Origin of the sequence: Pseudonocardia benzenivorans CB1190, assembly GCF_000196675.2 — a bacterium.
In the GTDB taxonomy this organism is placed as follows: domain Bacteria; phylum Actinomycetota; class Actinomycetes; order Mycobacteriales; family Pseudonocardiaceae; genus Pseudonocardia; species Pseudonocardia benzenivorans.
On sequence record NC_015312.1, the window covers coordinates 6,418,235 to 6,434,749 of the forward strand.

15 protein-coding genes and 1 pseudogene are annotated in these 16,515 nt (G+C 70.2%); 8 read left to right on the plus strand and 8 right to left on the minus strand.

The window, feature by feature from the left end; genetic code table 11:
* Positions 1 to 34: 34 nt before the first annotated feature.
* From PSED_RS30420 to PSED_RS30445, 6 genes are all read right to left on the minus strand, one after another.
* Entirely contained in the window at positions 35 to 1,552 is a 1,518-nt protein-coding gene (locus tag PSED_RS30420; protein WP_013678062.1) for an aromatic/alkene/methane monooxygenase hydroxylase/oxygenase subunit alpha, read from the minus strand.
* Positions 1,553 to 1,702: 150 nt separating this feature from the next.
* A complete protein-coding gene (catC, locus tag PSED_RS30425; protein ID WP_013678063.1) occupies positions 1,703 to 1,990 on the minus strand; it encodes a muconolactone Delta-isomerase in 288 nt (95 codons plus the stop codon).
* A gap of 5 nt (positions 1,991 to 1,995) precedes the next feature.
* Positions 1,996 to 3,117, minus strand: a complete 1,122-nt coding sequence (locus PSED_RS30430) for a muconate/chloromuconate family cycloisomerase (protein ID WP_013678064.1) — start codon at positions 3,115 to 3,117, stop codon at positions 1,996 to 1,998.
* A 43-nt stretch (positions 3,118 to 3,160) separates the two neighbouring features.
* The gene (gene catA, locus PSED_RS30435; protein WP_013678065.1) at positions 3,161 to 4,015 is read right to left on the minus strand and encodes a catechol 1,2-dioxygenase; all 855 of its coding nucleotides are present in this window, start codon (positions 4,013 to 4,015) and stop codon (positions 3,161 to 3,163) included.
* A gap of 28 nt (positions 4,016 to 4,043) precedes the next feature.
* Positions 4,044 to 5,639, minus strand: a complete 1,596-nt coding sequence (locus PSED_RS30440) for a 4-hydroxyphenylacetate 3-hydroxylase family protein (protein ID WP_013678066.1) — start codon at positions 5,637 to 5,639, stop codon at positions 4,044 to 4,046.
* Positions 5,640 to 5,680: 41 nt separating this feature from the next.
* On the minus strand, positions 5,681 to 6,253 hold the full coding sequence (locus PSED_RS30445) for a flavin reductase family protein (protein WP_013678067.1): 573 nt from the start codon (positions 6,251 to 6,253) through the stop codon (positions 5,681 to 5,683).
* A 109-nt stretch (positions 6,254 to 6,362) separates the two neighbouring features.
* On the opposite strand from PSED_RS30445, the gene PSED_RS30450 reads away from it, so the two are divergent.
* A complete protein-coding gene (locus PSED_RS30450; RefSeq protein WP_013678068.1) occupies positions 6,363 to 7,181 on the plus strand; it encodes an IclR family transcriptional regulator domain-containing protein in 819 nt (272 codons plus the stop codon).
* A gap of 98 nt (positions 7,182 to 7,279) precedes the next feature.
* Here the strand turns inward: PSED_RS30450 and PSED_RS30455 are convergent, their stop codons facing one another.
* Both PSED_RS30455 and PSED_RS30460 read right to left on the minus strand, forming a co-directional pair.
* Positions 7,280 to 7,543, minus strand: coding sequence for a DUF6578 domain-containing protein (locus PSED_RS30455; RefSeq protein ID WP_143770679.1), 264 nt, complete (start codon positions 7,541 to 7,543; stop codon positions 7,280 to 7,282).
* The gene (locus PSED_RS30460) at positions 7,540 to 8,040 is read right to left on the minus strand and encodes a helix-turn-helix domain-containing protein (protein ID WP_013678069.1); all 501 of its coding nucleotides are present in this window, start codon (positions 8,038 to 8,040) and stop codon (positions 7,540 to 7,542) included. The genes PSED_RS30455 and PSED_RS30460 overlap by 4 nt, the downstream gene beginning before the upstream one ends.
* 915 nt (positions 8,041 to 8,955) lie before the next feature.
* Between PSED_RS30460 and PSED_RS30465 the strand changes: the two genes are divergently transcribed.
* The 7 genes and pseudogenes from PSED_RS30465 to PSED_RS30490 all read left to right on the plus strand — a co-directional run bounded on the left by PSED_RS30465 (position 8,956) and on the right by PSED_RS30490 (position 16,487).
* Entirely contained in the window at positions 8,956 to 9,447 is a 492-nt protein-coding gene (locus PSED_RS30465; RefSeq protein WP_041760152.1) for a hypothetical protein, read from the plus strand.
* Positions 9,447 to 10,736 carry a MinD/ParA family ATP-binding protein gene (locus PSED_RS30470; RefSeq protein ID WP_013678071.1) on the plus strand — a complete coding sequence of 430 codons (1,290 nt, stop codon included), beginning with the start codon at positions 9,447 to 9,449 and terminating at the stop codon, positions 10,734 to 10,736. Before PSED_RS30465 ends, PSED_RS30470 begins: the two co-directional genes overlap by 1 nt.
* A 1-nt stretch (position 10,737) precedes the next feature.
* Positions 10,738 to 11,862 carry a polysaccharide lyase family 20 protein gene (locus PSED_RS30475; RefSeq protein ID WP_013678072.1) on the plus strand — a complete coding sequence of 375 codons (1,125 nt, stop codon included), beginning with the start codon at positions 10,738 to 10,740 and terminating at the stop codon, positions 11,860 to 11,862.
* A 1-nt stretch (position 11,863) separates the two neighbouring features.
* Complete coding sequence (locus tag PSED_RS30480) at positions 11,864 to 13,117, plus strand: glycoside hydrolase family 16 protein (protein WP_013678073.1); 1,254 nt, start codon at positions 11,864 to 11,866, stop codon at positions 13,115 to 13,117.
* 260 nt (positions 13,118 to 13,377) lie between these two features.
* Entirely contained in the window at positions 13,378 to 15,036 is a 1,659-nt protein-coding gene (locus PSED_RS30485; protein ID WP_143770681.1) for a hypothetical protein, read from the plus strand.
* Positions 14,957 to 15,280, plus strand: a pseudogene (locus PSED_RS35810) (site-specific integrase); the annotation flags it as partial. The gene PSED_RS30485 and the pseudogene PSED_RS35810, both read left to right, overlap by 80 nt.
* A 256-nt stretch (positions 15,281 to 15,536) precedes the next feature.
* Positions 15,537 to 16,487, plus strand: coding sequence for a tyrosine-type recombinase/integrase (locus tag PSED_RS30490; RefSeq protein WP_013678075.1), 951 nt, complete (start codon positions 15,537 to 15,539; stop codon positions 16,485 to 16,487).
* The last annotated feature ends 28 nt before the right edge of the window (positions 16,488 to 16,515 follow it).

Genomic DNA, 16,515 nt, shown 5'->3' on the forward strand with positions numbered 1-16,515 from the left:
AAATTCTCCTGTCACTCGTCACGATATGCGCAGGTCACACCGCGCGTCGGATCTCACCCGCGGCGCCGCCCGGGAACGCCCACGCATAGTCGTCGGCGTCGGTCCCGCACTCCGCGGGCGACAGGCCCATGTACCGCAGCGCACCTTCGACCGTCGGCGGCTGGACCTCGCCGCCCAGGAAGCGGTCGATCAGCGACTTGTGACCGGCGAACCGCTTCGGGTCACTCTCGAAAACCCACTTGCACGGCTCGGAGCAGAACGTGTACCGACGGCCTTCGTAGTCGACGAGCAGCGGCGCCGGGCTGGCGAAGTGACCGGTGACGTGACCGGCCGGCGTGCACACCGGGATGTGGCACATGTTGCACACCATCGGGAAGGTCTCCGGCAGCGTGCGATCGACGTTGCCGCTGCGCACGTTCTCGGTGATGACGTCCCACCACTTGCCGAAGGTGTCGTTCCAGCCGGGGTACTTCTCCTCCAGCCAGTCCCGCTCCTCGACGGACATGCCCGCGTCCGGGTTCCACCACACCGTCGGCCGCCAGAACCACACGCCGAGGTGCAGTGCGTGGTGGTACCAGTCCATCTCCTCGAGGAACTGCTCCCAGTACCACGGGAGATCCATCCCGAAGTCACGGAACTGCTCCATGAACTGCTTGACGATGAACTCGTTCATGAATTCCTTGAACGAGTGGGAGCGATGCTCCAGGGGGGTGTAGTAGTCCATCGACAGACCGGTCAGCAGGGCGAAGAGGTGCCAGGCCCTCCAGAACATGTGGTCGATCAACCGCTGCGCTTCTTCCTTCTGGCCGTTGGCCAGCAGGATGCGCAGGGTCGGCTCGCCCTGCTGGGCATGCCGCGCCTCATCGGTCTGGATGCTCGAGATGAGCGCGCCGAAGTCGACGTCGCCGACCTTCATGGCGTCCGCCGCCATACCCAGGAACTGGAGGTTGGTGAACCCGGTCTCGAACGTGAACGTCAACTGCAGTGCCATGGACACCGCGTCGTTGGCGGTGAACATGTCGTCGAACAGCGATCGGGCGGCGATCGCACCCCATTCGTTCGTGTGGAACGCCTTGTGCGCCCAGTCCATCCGCGCCTCCTTGTCGAGCAAGGTGTGCGGGAAGTAGGTCTGGATCTGGCCGTGGCGCATCTCGTCGAGCGTGCCGTAGGTGGCCATGTTCCGCCATGCCGCGGCACGGCCGAAGCGCCCCATCCGCGATTCCCCGATTGAAGCGAGATACTCGGGGATGGCAATCGCACCGTAGTGCGCAACGATTCCGGACTTCCAGCCGGCGTCCAGGTTCTCGAAGTGGTTCGACCGACCGATCGCCGCGTTGATCGAGTAGGCGGACTCGTCCTTCTCGGACTGGTTGTGCACGTACTCGCGGTAGCTGATCTTGTAGGGCTCGTCCCAGCGCCACCACTCCTCCGCCGGGATTCCCCGACCATTGCTGAGCGCCTCGGGGAAGACCTGCTCCTCCTCGACGTATCGGAAGGTCCAGTTCATGTCCCTGGTCAGGTCGTACCACTCAGATCGATTGAGTTTGGGCATGGCTGCTCCTGGGTTGATATTTCGGGCCGAACAGTCGGCGGATGAGGCGGTGGTGAATGGTTGGCTGCTGCGCAGTGAGTCGTCGCGCGATTCACCGTGCCGGAGGGGCGGTTCGGCTCCGGGTCGGCCGGACCGCGGAGGCGCGGTGGCTCAGGGCTGAGCGGCCAGAGCCGATGGGTGCTGGGCTAGCGGGGTGACCTGGACGCGCATGAACGGGAACAACGGAAGAGACCACAGGATCTCGTGGAGCTCGTCGGTCGAGTCGACGTCGAAGATGCTGATGTTGCTGTACTGCCCGACGATGCGCCACAGGTGCACCCAGGTGCCGGCGCGCTGCAGCTCCAGGGCCCGTTCCTTCTCGGTGCCGACCAGGCGTGCCCGCTCGTCGGGGTCGAGGTCGCGGGGGACCGCGACGTCCATCTTCACGTGGAAGAGCATCGTTCCTACTTCCTCGTCCAGGCCCGGACGGCGTCGGGGTCAAGCTCGACTCCGAGTCCAGGACCGTCGGGCAGGTGCAGCTCGCCGTCGGCGTAGCGCAGCGGCGTGGTGAGTAGCTCCTCGCGCATCAGCAGCGGGCCGAACAGCTCGCTGCCCCAGGTCACCGCGGGAGCGGCGCAGGCCAGGTGCAGTGACGCCGCGGTGCCGATCGGGCTTTCGATCGACGTCCCGCCGTGGCAGGGGATGCCGGCTGCGGCGGCCACCTCGGCGATCGCTCTGGTCGCGCGTAGCCCGCCGGACTTGGTGGTCTTGAGCGAGAACACGTCCGCGGCCCGCAGCCGGGCCAACCGGAGCGCGTCGGAGGGGGTGCGCAGGCTCTCGTCGGCCATCACCGGGATCGGCAGCGCCCGGTTGATCTCCGCGAGGGCCTCGAACTCGGCGCCGGGCACGGGTTGCTCGATGAGCTCGATGCCGGCCTCGGCGAGCCGGGGCAGGTGGGTCAGCGAGGTGAGCAGGTCCCAGCGGGCGTTGATGTCGACCCGCACACCGGCGACGCCGGCCAACTTCTCGGCGACACTGCAGATGCGGGCCACGTCGTCGGCCGGGTCCTGCGCGCCCATCTTGAGTTTGAAGCTGTGGTGCAGCCCGGCGTCGATCTTGGCCAGTGCCTCCTCGATGACCACCGGCGCGGGCTCGGTGCCCAGCGCCCAGGTGACCGGGACCGATCGGCGGGCCAGGCCGCCGAGCAGGGTGTGCACCGGCACGTCGAGGCAGCGGGCCCAGGCGTCGTGCAGGGCGACCTCGACCGCGGCCTTGGCGTAGAGGTTGGCCGCCATCACGTTGTCGACGTCGCGCTGGATGCCGGCGATGTCGTCGACAGTGCGGCCGACCAGCAGCGGCGCGATGAACCGCTCGATGACCAGTTGCATGGTCTCGACGGACTCGCCGCCCCACCACGGCCCGCCCGGCACGACGCCCTCGCCGACGCCGGTCACTCCCCCCGCGGTGCGGATGAAGACGAGCAGCACCGATTGGGCGTCCATGCCGGTGCGGGCGAAGCGGTGCGGGCGGCGCAGCGGCACGTCGAGCAGAACGGTCTCGACGCGGTCGATCCGCGTGTCACTCATCGGGCGTCTTTCTGTTGTCGGGGATCGGACCACCCGGCCGCACTCAGGTGCGGTCGAGGACAAAGTCGTACTCCGAGCGCAGCCGCCCGTCGGGCTGCGCCTTCGGGCTGAGCACCAGTTCGGGCTTGGTGGCGTTGGCGACGTCGCTGTCGAGCCACTCGCCGCCTTCGAAGTACAGCTGCGTGGTGACCGGCCGGTAGCCCGGCGCCCGCACGATGAGGTGCAGGTGGGCCGGCCGCCAGGGGCGCCAGCCGGCGGTCTCGATGAGCCTGCCCGTCGGGCCGTCGGTGGGGATCTGGTACGGCGCGGGCTGGACCGTGCTGATCTCGAAGCGGCCCTGGTCGTCGGCGACGACGACCCCGCGCAGGTTCCCCTCCGGGATGCCGGGGGCGAACCCGGAGTAGTAGCCCTGCGCATCCGCGTGCCAGATATCCAGCTCCGCGCCGGCGATCGGGCGGCCGTCGATGTCGCGGACCTGGCCGGCGAAGACCAGCGGCGCGCCCTTCTCGTCCGGCCGGGCCGGCAGCGCGGCGACCGAGGGCAGCCGCTGCTGGCCGGGCAGGTAGTAGGGGCCCAGGATGCTGCCCTTGCTGCCCTGCTGGGTCTCGGCGGCCACCTGCTCCACGACATGCTCGACGAACACGTCGAGGAACAGCGGCCACTCACCGCCCTCACCGACCTCGATCAGCCACTTCTTCGCGGCCTGGAACTCGGGATAAGTGACCCTGTGGGCGCGGATGGCCTCGTGGACACTGTCGAGCACGGCGCGCACGACAGTCCCGACGCGCTCCGGGGAGACGCCCTCGGGGGCGCCATGCTGCTGGTTCGCACGGAACGTCTCGGTAGCGGAGGCGCCGGACCCAGCGGCGGTCGGTGACACCTTGTCAGTGGTGGTCAACGGATGCTCCTGAGGTGGGATGCTGCGGTCAGCGGTTGCGGAAGAACGAGACGTCGTCGTTACCGACGAGGTCCGGGACGGTCCAGCCGTCGAGGTCGTACTCACCGAGGCAGGCTTCGGCGAGGCCCTTCATGGCCCCGGTCGTGCCCTGGGCCTCGGCGGCGAACAGCAGCTCGGCCTTGACGTTCTCATGGTTGCCCGAGTAGTTGCGCTCGTAGAGCTCGTGACGCCCACCGAACTCCGAGCCGACCGAGTCCCAGAGCGCCTTCATGACCTTGACCCGGTCGACGGCGTCGTAGCCGTTCGAGCCGCGGACGTACTTGTCGAGATAGGGCCTGACCTCCGGCGTCTTGAAGTCCATCGAGTGCGAGTTGAGGTAGATCAGCCCGCTGGCCACGTCCTGCTCGATGATCTCCTTGACCCGCGGGTAGCCGTGGATCATGAACATCCGGTACGTCAGGCCGTAGTCGAGCTTGGGCAGCTTGCTGCCGCCGATCCACTCGTCGGGGTTGTTGGTCATGGCGTCGGTCAGCGCCCAGAACACGTTGCGCCAGCCGATCACCTCGCCGACGCGGGTCTGCACGCCGCGGAAGTCCTTGGTGCCGGTGGCCTCCAGGGCCTTGAGCAGCAGGCCGGCGATGAAGTCCAGCTTGACCGCGAGCCGGGTGCAGCCGTGGAAGGTGAAGCGCGGGATGAAGCCGGAGACCGGGAAGAAACCGTTGATCTTCTCGACGTCGCCGTAGCAGAAGACGTTCTCCCACGGCACGAGAACCTTGTCGAAGACGAAGATCGTGTCGTTCTCGTCCATCCGGGACGACAGCGGGTAGTCGAACGGGCTGCCCATCACCGCGGCCTGCTGGGTGTAGGAGGTGCGGCAGATCAGCTTCACGCCCGGCGCGTCCATCGGCACCGTGCAGATCAGCGCGAACTCCTTCTTCTTGATCGGGAGTCCGTAGTGGGCGATGAAGTTGTAGTTGGTGATCGCCGAACCGGTGGCGACGACCTTCGCGCCGCTGACGATCAGCCCGGCGTCGGTCTCCTTCTCCACCTTCATGAACACGTCGCCCACCTCGTCCGGCGGCAGGTTGCGGTCCACCGGCGGGTTGATGATCGCGTGGTTCCAGTAGAGGACCTTCTCCTGCGACTCCTTGTACCAGCGCTTCGCGTTGTCCTCGAAGGGCGCGTAGAACTCGCTGTTGGCGCCGAGGGTGCCCAGGAAGCTCGCCTTGTAGTCCGGGCTGCGGCCCATCCAGCCGTAGGACATCCGGGCCCACTCCGCGATGGCGTCCCGGTCGGCGAGCAGGTCGGCCGTCGAATGCGGGGTGCGGAAGAACGGGTGGGTGAACCCGGCACTGCCGGTGTCGGTCGGGGTCGTCAGGACGTCGGCACGCTCGGGGTCGTGCAGTGCGTCGTAGAGCCGCGCGGTCATCCGGACCGGGTTGCGGAACGCCGGGTGGGTGGTGACGTCGGGGACACGCTCACCGTAGATCCACACCTCGCGGCCGTCGCGGATCGACTCGATGTACTCGTCACCGGTCATCGGCCGGGTGACCGGCGCCCCGCCCGCAGCGGAGGGCGTGGCGGTCTCGGACGTGGCGGTCACGTGGTCCTGCTGGACAGTCATGGAAGAACCCTTCTCCCGTAAGAGGGACTGGACGGGGCCGTTCAGGACGCGGCGGGCTGGTGGGCGCGCAGCGGGGTGAACACGGTGGTGGCGTCGAACCAGCCGCTCTCCGGGCAGTCGATCGAGCCGTTCCAGTGCACACCCGTCGGCCGGGCGGCGAGCTCGCGGAACTGGCCGGCGAAGAACAGCAACGGCTCGGCGTCGGTGATCTCGAGGTCGTCCACCTCACCGATGACGATGAGGTGGTCCCCGCCGTCGTAGGTGCGCCACGGACGGCAGGAAATGGTCGCCGCGCAGCCGACCAGGATCGGGGCGGTCGTGCCCTGCGCCCACTCGGGCTCCGGCTTCTGGGGACGCCCGGCGAAATGCAATGCGGTGCCGAGCTGATCCGCGGCGAGGACATTCACAACGAACGGAGCCCCGTCGAGGTAGGTGCAGGTCCTGGACCGGCGGGTCAGGGTGACCTGGCAGAGCGCGGGATCGAGGGACACGGCCGTGAAGGCGTTCACCGTCGCACCGCGGGGCTGACCGAGATCGTTCGCGCAGGTCACCACCGTCACCCCGGTGGCGAACCGGCCGAACCCGTTCCGGAGTTCGCGGGGGTCAAGGACCATGGACCGTACCTCCTTGTACGCTGTGCGTTCAGGTTGCCCTTTCTGCGTACAGCGCAGAGTGCCGTACCCACGAGGCCGGGTCAAGAGGTTCGTACGGAAAGATGAGGAAATGGCGGAGAACGACCGCGACCACATCCAGAGCATCGAACGCGGCTTCGCGGTGCTCCTCGCGTTCGATGCCGAACGGACGAACCCGACGCTCGCTGAGATCGCTGCCGCGACGCGGCTGTCACGGCCGGCCGTGCGGCGGATCCTCCTCACCCTGCAGCGCCTCGGCTACGTCAAGGGCTCCGACGGCCGATGGGCGCTCACGCCGAGGGTCCTCAGCATCGGTCAGCACTACTCGGCGTCCCACGCACTGATCGAGATCGTTCAACCGCACCTTCTCCAGCTGGCCGAGCGAACCCAGGAGTCCGCCTCTCTGGCCACGCTGGACGGGACGGAGGTCGTCTACATCGCGCGAGTGCCGGTGCGCCGGATCATGAGCATCAACGTGTCCATCGGTACGCGCGTACCCGCGCACGCGACGTCAATGGGCCGGGTGTTGCTCGCCTGGGCGCCGTCGTCCGAAGTCGACCGCGTGATCGACGAATCCGGGTTGCGGGCGTGCACCGCACGGACGATCACCGACCCTGGCAGGTTCCGGCAGGCGCTGCAGGAGGTCCGGGATCAGGGCTGGGCCCTGGTCAACGAGGAGCTGGAGGACGGCCTGCTCTCGGTCTCGGCTCCCATTCGCGATCAGTCGGGCGTGGTCGTCGCCGCTCTCGCCTCCTCGACCTCGAGCGGCCGCTCGAACGTCTCCCTGCTGTGCCAGGAGGTCGTTCCGCTCATGCTGCGCACAGCCGAGCGGATCAGCGCCGACCTTGGCCACCGTGCCGCCGGTAGCCCTGTGAACCGCCCCGGCGTGTCCGGAGACCTAAAGGGTTGAGTGACCGGCCTCGGTGAGGGCGGCGTGGTGACGGTAATGGGCCTGCTCGAGCTCGATGGGTGGGATGTCGCCGCAGGCCTGGAACAGGCGCCGGTGGTTCAACGGTTGGAGGAGCCGTCGGGAGCCTGCTCCACCTGTACCCATAGGTCTCCCACGCCCACCGCTGGGGCCTGGGCCAGACCGTGCTCCAGCTGCCTGCGGACCGGCAGCACGGTCTCCCAGGCGGGCGTATGGCTGCTCAGGATGGGAGCCAAGAAGGCGGCGTCGCCGGCGACCAGCTGCCATTCCACCTCGGCGCCCACGGCGAACGCGGCGCCGCAGCATTGATGCGGCCGGCCGTCCAGCCACACCGGCACATTCATCGGCGGGCGTCGTCCTCGGGCGTCTTTCCCTCTGCTCGGAGCAGGTTGTCGATGATGTCGCTGATCGCGTCCTGGGAGCGGGGCGAGAGCCGTGAGGCCCGCAGCATCATCGACTGCACCTTGTCGTCGCGCAGCGCGATCTGGGTGTGCAGCGCCTCGGCGTCCAACTCGGGGGGGTCGTCGTCGTAGAAGACGCCGAGGGAGACGCCGAAGAACTGGGCGATCTGCTTGAGGTAGCGGTGGCTGGGGGTCTCCCGCTCCCCGTTGAGGATCTTGAGGATGTAGACCGCGGAGATCTTGCCGCCGTTGGCGTTGATCCAGCGGGCGACCTCGGCCGCGCTGTACGGCTTGCGGCCCGGCGGATGGACCGTCTCGAACAGGTAGTTGAGCCGCTCCGGGATCGATCCACGCCGGTTGGGCCCAGGTCGAGCGCGACCACCGTCAGGGTCCGCGGCGGCTGAGGCTGTCCCACCCGGTTGTACGTGCTCGCCGGCCATGCGGGCCACCCCCTCTGTCGGTACGTGGCGGCTACCCCACGTGTGCCCTGCACACATTACTGAGCGCAACAACCCCTACTCGCCGGACACCTTCACGACTTATGTATAGCTGTACGGAGATGAAATCGGTACAGTCGTACGTCGTCGGTGGGTACCGACGGCTGCAGTCCAGGCCGTCTTCAGACGTACTGAGCAGGGGATTCATGGTGGTTCACGGGACGCAGGTGGTACATCGGGTGCCGCCTTGCACCATCACATCCGGTATAGCGGCGCGTCCGTTGCCGTCTGTTCCTGCGCAGGCGCTCGGATCCGGTCGGGACGAGGCGCGCCCCGCTGCTGCGGTGACCGCGGTCGGTTGGAGGACCGATGCGGCGGCGCGGTGACGGCCGGCAGCGGCGCGCGGCGCCGGAGGGCCCGCCGATCTGGTGGGACGCGGCCCGCCCGGACCCGAGCCCGGGGCCCGGCACCGCGGCGGGCCTCGAGGAGCCGGGGCCGTTACCGCCGATGTCGCGCGAGCAGCCGAGCTCGCAGGTCGATGGGCCGCCCCCATGGCCGGTCGGAGCGCCCAGCCCAGCCCACCCATCTGGGGCACAGCCCGTCGCGCCGCCACATTCAGCCACCACCGGTCAGGTTGCGTTCGAGGTGTCGCCGCCCGACGCGACGCCAGGGGCGAACTCGACGCCTCCGATCACGCAGCTGCCGAGGGGGCACTGGCTGCACGACGTCGCGGAGCCGGACGGGGGCGAAGACGTACCGCAGCAGATCTGGGTGCCTGATCCCCCGCGCCCGGCGCGACCGGCCTGGGCAGCGAACGGTTCGGCGCAGCTGGTGCGTCCGCGCCCGACGCGGTCCAGGCGCCCGGAGGTGGTCCGCCCCGCCGATTCTCACTCTTCGACGGGCCGGCCGCGGGCCAATGTGGAGCGCTCGCTGGCGGCCTCGCTGCCGGTCGATCCGGCGGAGGCGGCGCAGCTCGCCACCACGTTCGCGATGGACTACCTGTCCTGGGACGAGGACCGGCCCACCCGCCGGGCCGAGGTGCTGCGCCGGTATCTGCCGGAGTCGGCCGACACGACCCTGGGCTGGTCCGGCCAGGGACGCCAGCGCGCCGATTTCGCCTGCGCCGGGCAGGTCGTGGCCGACGGCTTCGTGCTCTGGATCGACGTCCGGGTGCGGGTGACGCCGTATGAGCGCACCGAACCCCGATCCGCGCCGGCCACCCCGAATGACGTGCTCCCCGACGGGGGCCGGTGGTCGGCGGCCCCGGCCCCGACGGCCCCGGGCTGGCGGGTCTGCGCCGCGGTGTGGATGCGCCTGACCGTCCCGATCCGCCGCCACGACTGCGGAGACCTGGTCGTCGACCTGTCGACCATCCCTGACCCCGACGACGCCGAAGGGCACGTGCCGTGATGAGTGAACAGCAGAACAACAGCGTCGGGCCGCGTCCGCTGCAGCGGGGCTGGGATGACGAACTCCGCCATCTCACCTCGGCCACCGACCTCTCGGCAGCTCGCATGACCGACTCGTCGCCCGCCCCGCAGAGGACCGAACACCACACCGACGACGAGCCCCCCGCGCCCCGTCTCGGCGCTTCCGGAGCGCTGCCCTGGTCCCCGCCGAGCAACTCGGGACGGCCACGCGACACCGCGCCGCCGTGGGCGAGCGTGTCCGGGTCCGCCCCCATGCCGTCCGCGCGGCCGGAGCCGGCCTCGGCCCCGCTGCCCGGCCCGGAGCGCGAGGCTCGAGGCGGCACGGGCACGGCCCACGACCTGTCCTACGACCTCATCGTGCGCAGCCGCGGCGACCGGCCCACCCAAGGCTGGCGCCGCGCCGTCTACACGCTGACCCGCGGGCGGCTCAACCCCGGCCTGTCCCCCGCCGAGGCCGACCGCCGCCAGAAGATCACCCGGATCCGGGCCCAGCTGGCCGGCTGGCACACCATCACGGTCGCGTCGATGAAGGGCGGGATCGGCAAGACCACGGTGTCGGCGCTGCTGGGGCTGGCGCTGGCCGAGCACCGCGGCGACCGGGTGGTCGCCCTGGACGCCAATCCCGACGCGGGCACGCTGGCCGACCGGCTGCTCGGCCACCCGGTGCCCTACACGGTCCGGGACCTGGTCAACAACTTGCACACGATCGGGTCGCTGACCGACATCGCCCGCTACACCAACCTCGCCGGGCGGCTGCAGGTGCTGGCGTCCGAACAGGACCCGGCGATGAGCGAGTCGTTCAACAAGATCGAGTACGAGCAGGTCACCGGCGTGCTCAAGCGCTTCTACAACATCATCATCACCGACTCGGGAACCGGGCTGATCCACTCGGCGATGCACGGCGCGCTGGAGGCCACCAAGACCCTGGTCATCGTCGGGGCGCCCACGGTGGACGGCGGCAGCCGGGCCAGCAAGACCCTCGACTGGCTCCGCGCCCACGGCTACAACGACCTGGTCTCGGGCGCGGTGGTGGCGCTGTCGTGCGACCGGTTCTCCCGCGACATCGACCGGCAGGCGGTGATCGACCACTTCGCGGCGCGGTGCCGGGCGGTCGTGGAGATCCCGGAGGACCCGCACCTGGCCACCGGCGGCCACATCCAGCTCGACCACCTGCGCGAACCCACCCACCACGCCGCGCTGGCCCTGGCCGCGCACGTGGCCGACCAGTTCAGCTGGAACTACCCCTCACACCCCGGAGAGCGGGGCTGACATGGGGCTCGGGGTAAACGTCGCGGCCGCGGCGACGGTCACACTCATCTCGGCGCTCGCTCCGGCCGCGCCGTCCGGGCCCGATCCCGGCGCGTTGTGCTCGTGGCGGGACTCCGCGCGGGCGCTCGCCGACTCGCTCACCGGCGTCGACGACACCCGCGCCGAGAGCCTGCTGGTGGCGCTCACCCAGCTGGGGATCCGGCCCGGCGATGCGTCGCCCGGCGGGTCTTCATCCGGCGGGTGCCGCTCCACGGGCCCGATCGGAAACAGCGGTGACCGCTCCCCCGAGCCGGGGCCGTCGGTGGTCCCGCGCGAGACCACGGTGGTGTTCGAGGCCGACTACGAGACCGGTGATCTGTCCGAGTGGGACACCTGCCAGAACCGCGAGGTCAACGCGTCGTGCTCGAGCTACCGCGGCGGCGACAGCGCCTCGGTCGTCTCCGGCGACGCCGTCAGCCGGCTCGGCCAGCAGGTCGGGCGGGCCGGCGAGGAGGCCGGGCAAAAGGTTGGGCAGGTCGCCCGGTTCGTGGTCGGCCCCGGCGACGTCCCGGACTTCGGTGGGGGTGAGCGCTCCGAGGTCGCCGCGCACAGCGAGGAAGCGCTGACCCGCGAGGGCGACGAACGCTGGTACGAGTTCTCCCTGCGCTTCGGCGAGGACTTCCCGAACCCGGTCGAGGGCGACTGGTTCATCGTCATGCAGTGGCACTCCGGTAGCGGCTCCCCACCGCTGGCCATCGAGATCAGCCCCGAGGGCACCGTCGACATCGCTGGCGACGGGGTCGAGCACCAACGCCAGAGCATCGGCCCGGTCCGCCCCGGCGAATGGGTGCACTACACCCTGCACGCCGGGTTCTCCCAGGACCCCTCGCAGGGGTTCGTGGAGGCTTGGGAGAACGGCGTGCAGACCGTGCAGCGCTACAGCCGCGCCACGATGAGCAGCGACGAGAACTACCTCAAGATGGGCATCTACCGCGGCAACGCCGACACCAGCACCGCCGAGGTCTGGATCGACGGCCCGCGGGTGAGCGCCGCCTCCGGATCGTCCTCCAACGGCTCCGTCGCCTCCGCAACGCCATCGGAGGCCGACGACTCCCGCAGTCCTGAGCCTGGCGGCGGGCGAGGCTGACATGGGCGTCGGGCTATTCGCGGCGACCACGGCCGCGGCGCTGTCGCTGAACGCCACGCTCACCCCCGCCGTCGATGCGGGATCGGCCGACTCGTGCGCCTGGCGGCGCTCGGCCGTGCGGCTGCACCAGGAGCTCACCGGGGAGCAGAACACCCGCGCCGTGGAGCTGCGGACCCTGCTCGGTGCCTCCGGTGTGGGGGAACCGGACTTCCTGCCCGAGCGGCGCCGGTCGGGCGCTGACCAGCAGGAACGCACCGACAACGGCGCGTCGAACCAGGCTGGGCCGTCGGCCGGCCGGTCGGCGGGGTCTGGCCCGTCCAGCGGATCGACGAGCTCTGGCGCATCGACGAGCTCTGGCGGGTCGACGGGGGTGGGCGGGGCGGCGCGCTCCGGAGACGACTCATTCGGCTCCGGTGCAGCGCCCGGGCCCGGTGATTCATCGAGTTCCGGCGGGTCATCGGCCGGCGCGGGGACCTCGGCGGCGCGGCGCTACGGCTGGGGCACCCCCAACCGGGTCGACGAGTTCGACTCCCCCGCCAGCGCCGACAACTGGTCGATCTACGACGGCCCCGGCCACGCCGGCAACGGCCGCCGCACCCCGGACGCGGTGTCCATCGCCGACGGCATCCTGACCATCACCGGCGACTCGGCGGGCAACACCGCGGGTATGGCCTGGAACCCCGGCCAGAAGTACGGCCGCTGGGAGGGCCGGGTCAAGGCCCCCGCGAGCGACGAGAGCTACAACGCGCTGCTGCTGCTGTGGCCCGACGCCGAGAACTTCCCCGTCGGCGGCGAGGTCGACTTCATGGAGATGATGGATCACACCCGCCGCAAGACCGAGCTATTCCTGCACTACGGCGCGGACAACTCCCAGGTCCACGGCGAGGTGAAGATCGACGCCACCCAGTGGCACAACTGGGCCGTCGAGTGGACCCCGGACAAGATCACCGCCTTCGTCGACGGCGCGCAGTGGTGGACCACAACCGACACCAGCATCTTCCCGCCCGGGCCGATGCACCTGTGTATCCAGCTCGACTGGTTCCCCAAGGGCGGGGACGTGCAGGAGTCCTACATGCACGTCGACTGGGTCAAGCAGTACTCACTCGACGGTTCGCAGTCCCCGAGCACCGATGAGCAGGCCAGCACCGGATCCACGGCCGCGGACGCCAGCACCACCGACGAGATCAACAACGGCGGCAGCAGCGGCGGGGCTTCCCGCTCCCCGGCCGATCACTCCGGCTCATCCGGCTCGTGACCTCCTCCCTCTCGTGACCGCTTTGGAGCATTGACATGCCCGGTTTCCTTCCGTCCGTCGCCGCGCTGACCGCGGCCGCGCTCACCGCGGGCCCGGTCGTCGCGGGCCCGGTCGTCGCGGCCCCGCCGAGCATCACCGACGCCGCGTACTCAGTCTGTGAACAGCGCATCTCCGGCGCGGGCAACACCCAACAGCTGAGCCCGGAGCAGGCCGCTGAGCTACTGCAACGGGCCCGGGAGCTGGTCACCGAGCTGTCGAGCGTGGTCGGCGACAACCGCGCCATCGGGCTCGCTGACCAGTTCCGGTCCATGGGCGTCACCCCGGCCGTCGCCAGCGGCTGGCGCCAGCAGGCCCACGACCTCGCCGACGCCCTGATGACCTCGATGAACGACCCACGCGCCAAGGACGCGGCGGTCGCCCTCGCCCGCGCGGGCTTCTCCCCCACCCCGGCCGACCTGAGGTTCACTCCCGCATCGACGTCCACAACGACGCCACAGGCCGCACCCGCGGCCGCGGCCTCCCCGCCAGTGGCCGTACCCGCCATGGCACCCGACATCGTTTCCGCCGCGACCACCGGCGCGCTGGCCGACGCGATCGGCCGCATCCAGCTGACCGCCCCGCCCCAGGCCCAGACCTCGGCCGAGCAGCCGGTCGAGAAGGCGGCGGACATGCAGATCTGCGGCACCAGCCCCGACACCTCCGGCACGACCGACCAGCCCAAGCCCGATCAGGACGACCAACCCCAGAGCCCCTCCACCCCGGCGGGCGAACACCAGGCCCCGCCCGGCCTGCCCAACCCCGGCCCGTCCTCCGACCGTGCAGCCGGATCGGAGCCGGAGACCTCTGGCACCAGCGACACCGGCAGCTCCGGCGCCGACGGAGCGAGCGCGGGCAGCAGTGAGGCTGCGGCCTGGGAACGACAGGCCAGCGACCTGGCAGGCAAGCTCGCCACCACCGATGACCCCGAGGCCCAGCAACTGGCCGACACACTCGCCACCGTCGGCATCACCAACCCCAGCACCGGCTCGTCGGGATCGCCGTTGTCCAGGCCCACCACCGCGCCTACCAACCACACTGATCACGAGCACACCAACACAGCCCAGGACGCTGAGGAGGCCGACAGCTCGGTCAAGAACAACAACATCAACGAGGACCGCCAGGTCCGCAACAACACCGGCGCCCAGCCCAACGACAACACCAGCACGGACGAGGAGAGCAACTCCTCCTCCGGTGAGTCGGCTTCGGATGGGCTCAGGGCGTCCCGGAGCAACAGCGGCTCGGGATCAAGCTCGAGCACCGGCGACGGGCAGGACGGGGACTCGCAGGATGCTGGCTGGCAGCAGCGGGCCCGCGAGCTCGCCGACAGGCTCGCCGCCGCTGACGACGACCCGACCGCTCGCGAGCTCGCCGACAAGCTGACCGCCGCCGGCATCACCGTCGACCACCCCGAGTCCGGCGGAGAGAGCGGGGACTCCCAGCGGGGCCAGCAGGACCGGCGAGACGAGCACAGCACCGGCGGCGACTCGGGCGAGGAGCAGACCACCGGTGACGAGGACAGCTCAGCCCGCGATGACGGTGACCTGAGCGGATCTGGGTCGGCCCAGAGCAGCGGCGACGGCGGCGGAGGCTCAGCTGAGGGCCCTCCGCTCGTCGCCGAGTCCGCCCCGACCGAACGGCCGGCTCCGGGGCCCGGGTCCGCCGGCGATGGGGACGACGCGGTGTGGGACAAACTCGCTCAGTGCTCTGTTGACCGGACTAACTCGCTGATGTCCGGTGTGTCTCGCCTGTTGGAAATGGTGCTGGGCGTACGACTCCGGATTCCTGAACAAGGGAGTGCGGATGCGTCCAGTCGGGCAGGCGACGGAGCGGGATGTCGATGTGATTCGGCTGCCGAGGTGGGGTCGGGTGGCTGCCGGTGAGGGTGTCGTGAGCTGGGAGGTGCTCGACCCGGCGGGGGCGCGGGTGGAGCCGATCCACCGGTTCCTGCGGGACTTCGTCGCCCAGGACGGGGCGGCGAGCAGCGTGCGCAGCTACGCCTTCGCGCTGCAGCGGTGGTGGCGATTCCTGCAGGCCGTCGGGGTGGAGTGGGACAAGGCCACCTCGGCCGAGGTCCGGGATTTCGTGCTGTGGTTCCAGCGGGCCCGCAAGCCCCGACCGGCGGCGCGGCGGGCGTCGGCGAGGACGGTGGGCACGACAATCAACCCGGTGACCCGTAAGCCCTATCCCGGGGATGGGTATCAGGCGCGGACGATCCGGCACAGCAACGCGGTGCTGCGCAGCTTCTACGACTACTGGATCGAGCAGGGCCGGGGCCCGCTGATCAACCCGGTTCCGCGGGAGCGGGAGCGGGGCGAGCGGGCGCACGCGCACCACAACCCGCTGGAGCCGTTCACGCCGCGGGGGCGCCGAACGAACCGACGTGCGCGCGTTCGTCGAGCACCTGCGCGAGGTCCCGAACCCGCAGCGGCGGCGCGGCCGCCCGGACGCGCCGCCGCTCGGGGTGGTCAACCCGCGCACCGGCAAGCAGGCGCCGGGCAGGCAGTACGCGGCCCGCACGATCAACCACCAGCTCAGCGTGCTGTTCGGGTTCTACGACCATGCCTGCGCGGCCGGTTTCGGGCCGCTGGTCAACCCGGTCCCGGCGCAGCGAGGACGAGATGGCGGGCGAGTGCTGGCTCACCACAACCCGATGGAGGACTTCGTCGTCCACCGACGGGCGACCTACCGGCAGAAGCAACCGAAACCGACCTGGCGGGCGATCCCGGACCAGGCGGCCGAGCAGCTGTTCGGAGTGTTGCGCTGCCACCGCGACCGCGCGCTGATCTCGTTCTGGCTGTCCTCGGGGGTCCGTGCCGCGGAGCTGCTCGGGCTGCGCCACGGCGATCTCGACGTCGGCGCCCACACGATCACTGTGGTCAGCAAGGGCAGCCGGGCCCGCGAGGAGGTCCCGGCGAGCGTGGACTCGTTTGCCTGGTTGGCGCTCTACCTCGCCGAAGACCGCCCACCACTGGTCGAGGGCGGACCGCTCTGGTGGACCCGCACCCAGCCGCCGCGGCCGTTGACCTATCACGCCGCCCGCGCCGCCCTGCAGCGCGCGAACGCCGTGTTGGGCACTAACTGGACGCTGCACGACCTGCGGCACACCGCGGCGCAGCGGATGCTCGCCGACCCGGCGTTCACCCTGGTCGACGTGCAGACGATCCTGCGCCACGCGAGCGTGACGACCACCCAGATCTACACCCAGCCCAGGCTGGAGGACCTGATCGAGAAGGTGCTTGAGCACTACGCTCGACCGCCGGCGCCGGCGCCGACGCTCGACCCCGGCTACGACGCGTCCGCTGTCCACGAACTACTCGGCATCCGGCGATGATCCCGCCCTCACAGATCCCGCCGTCACG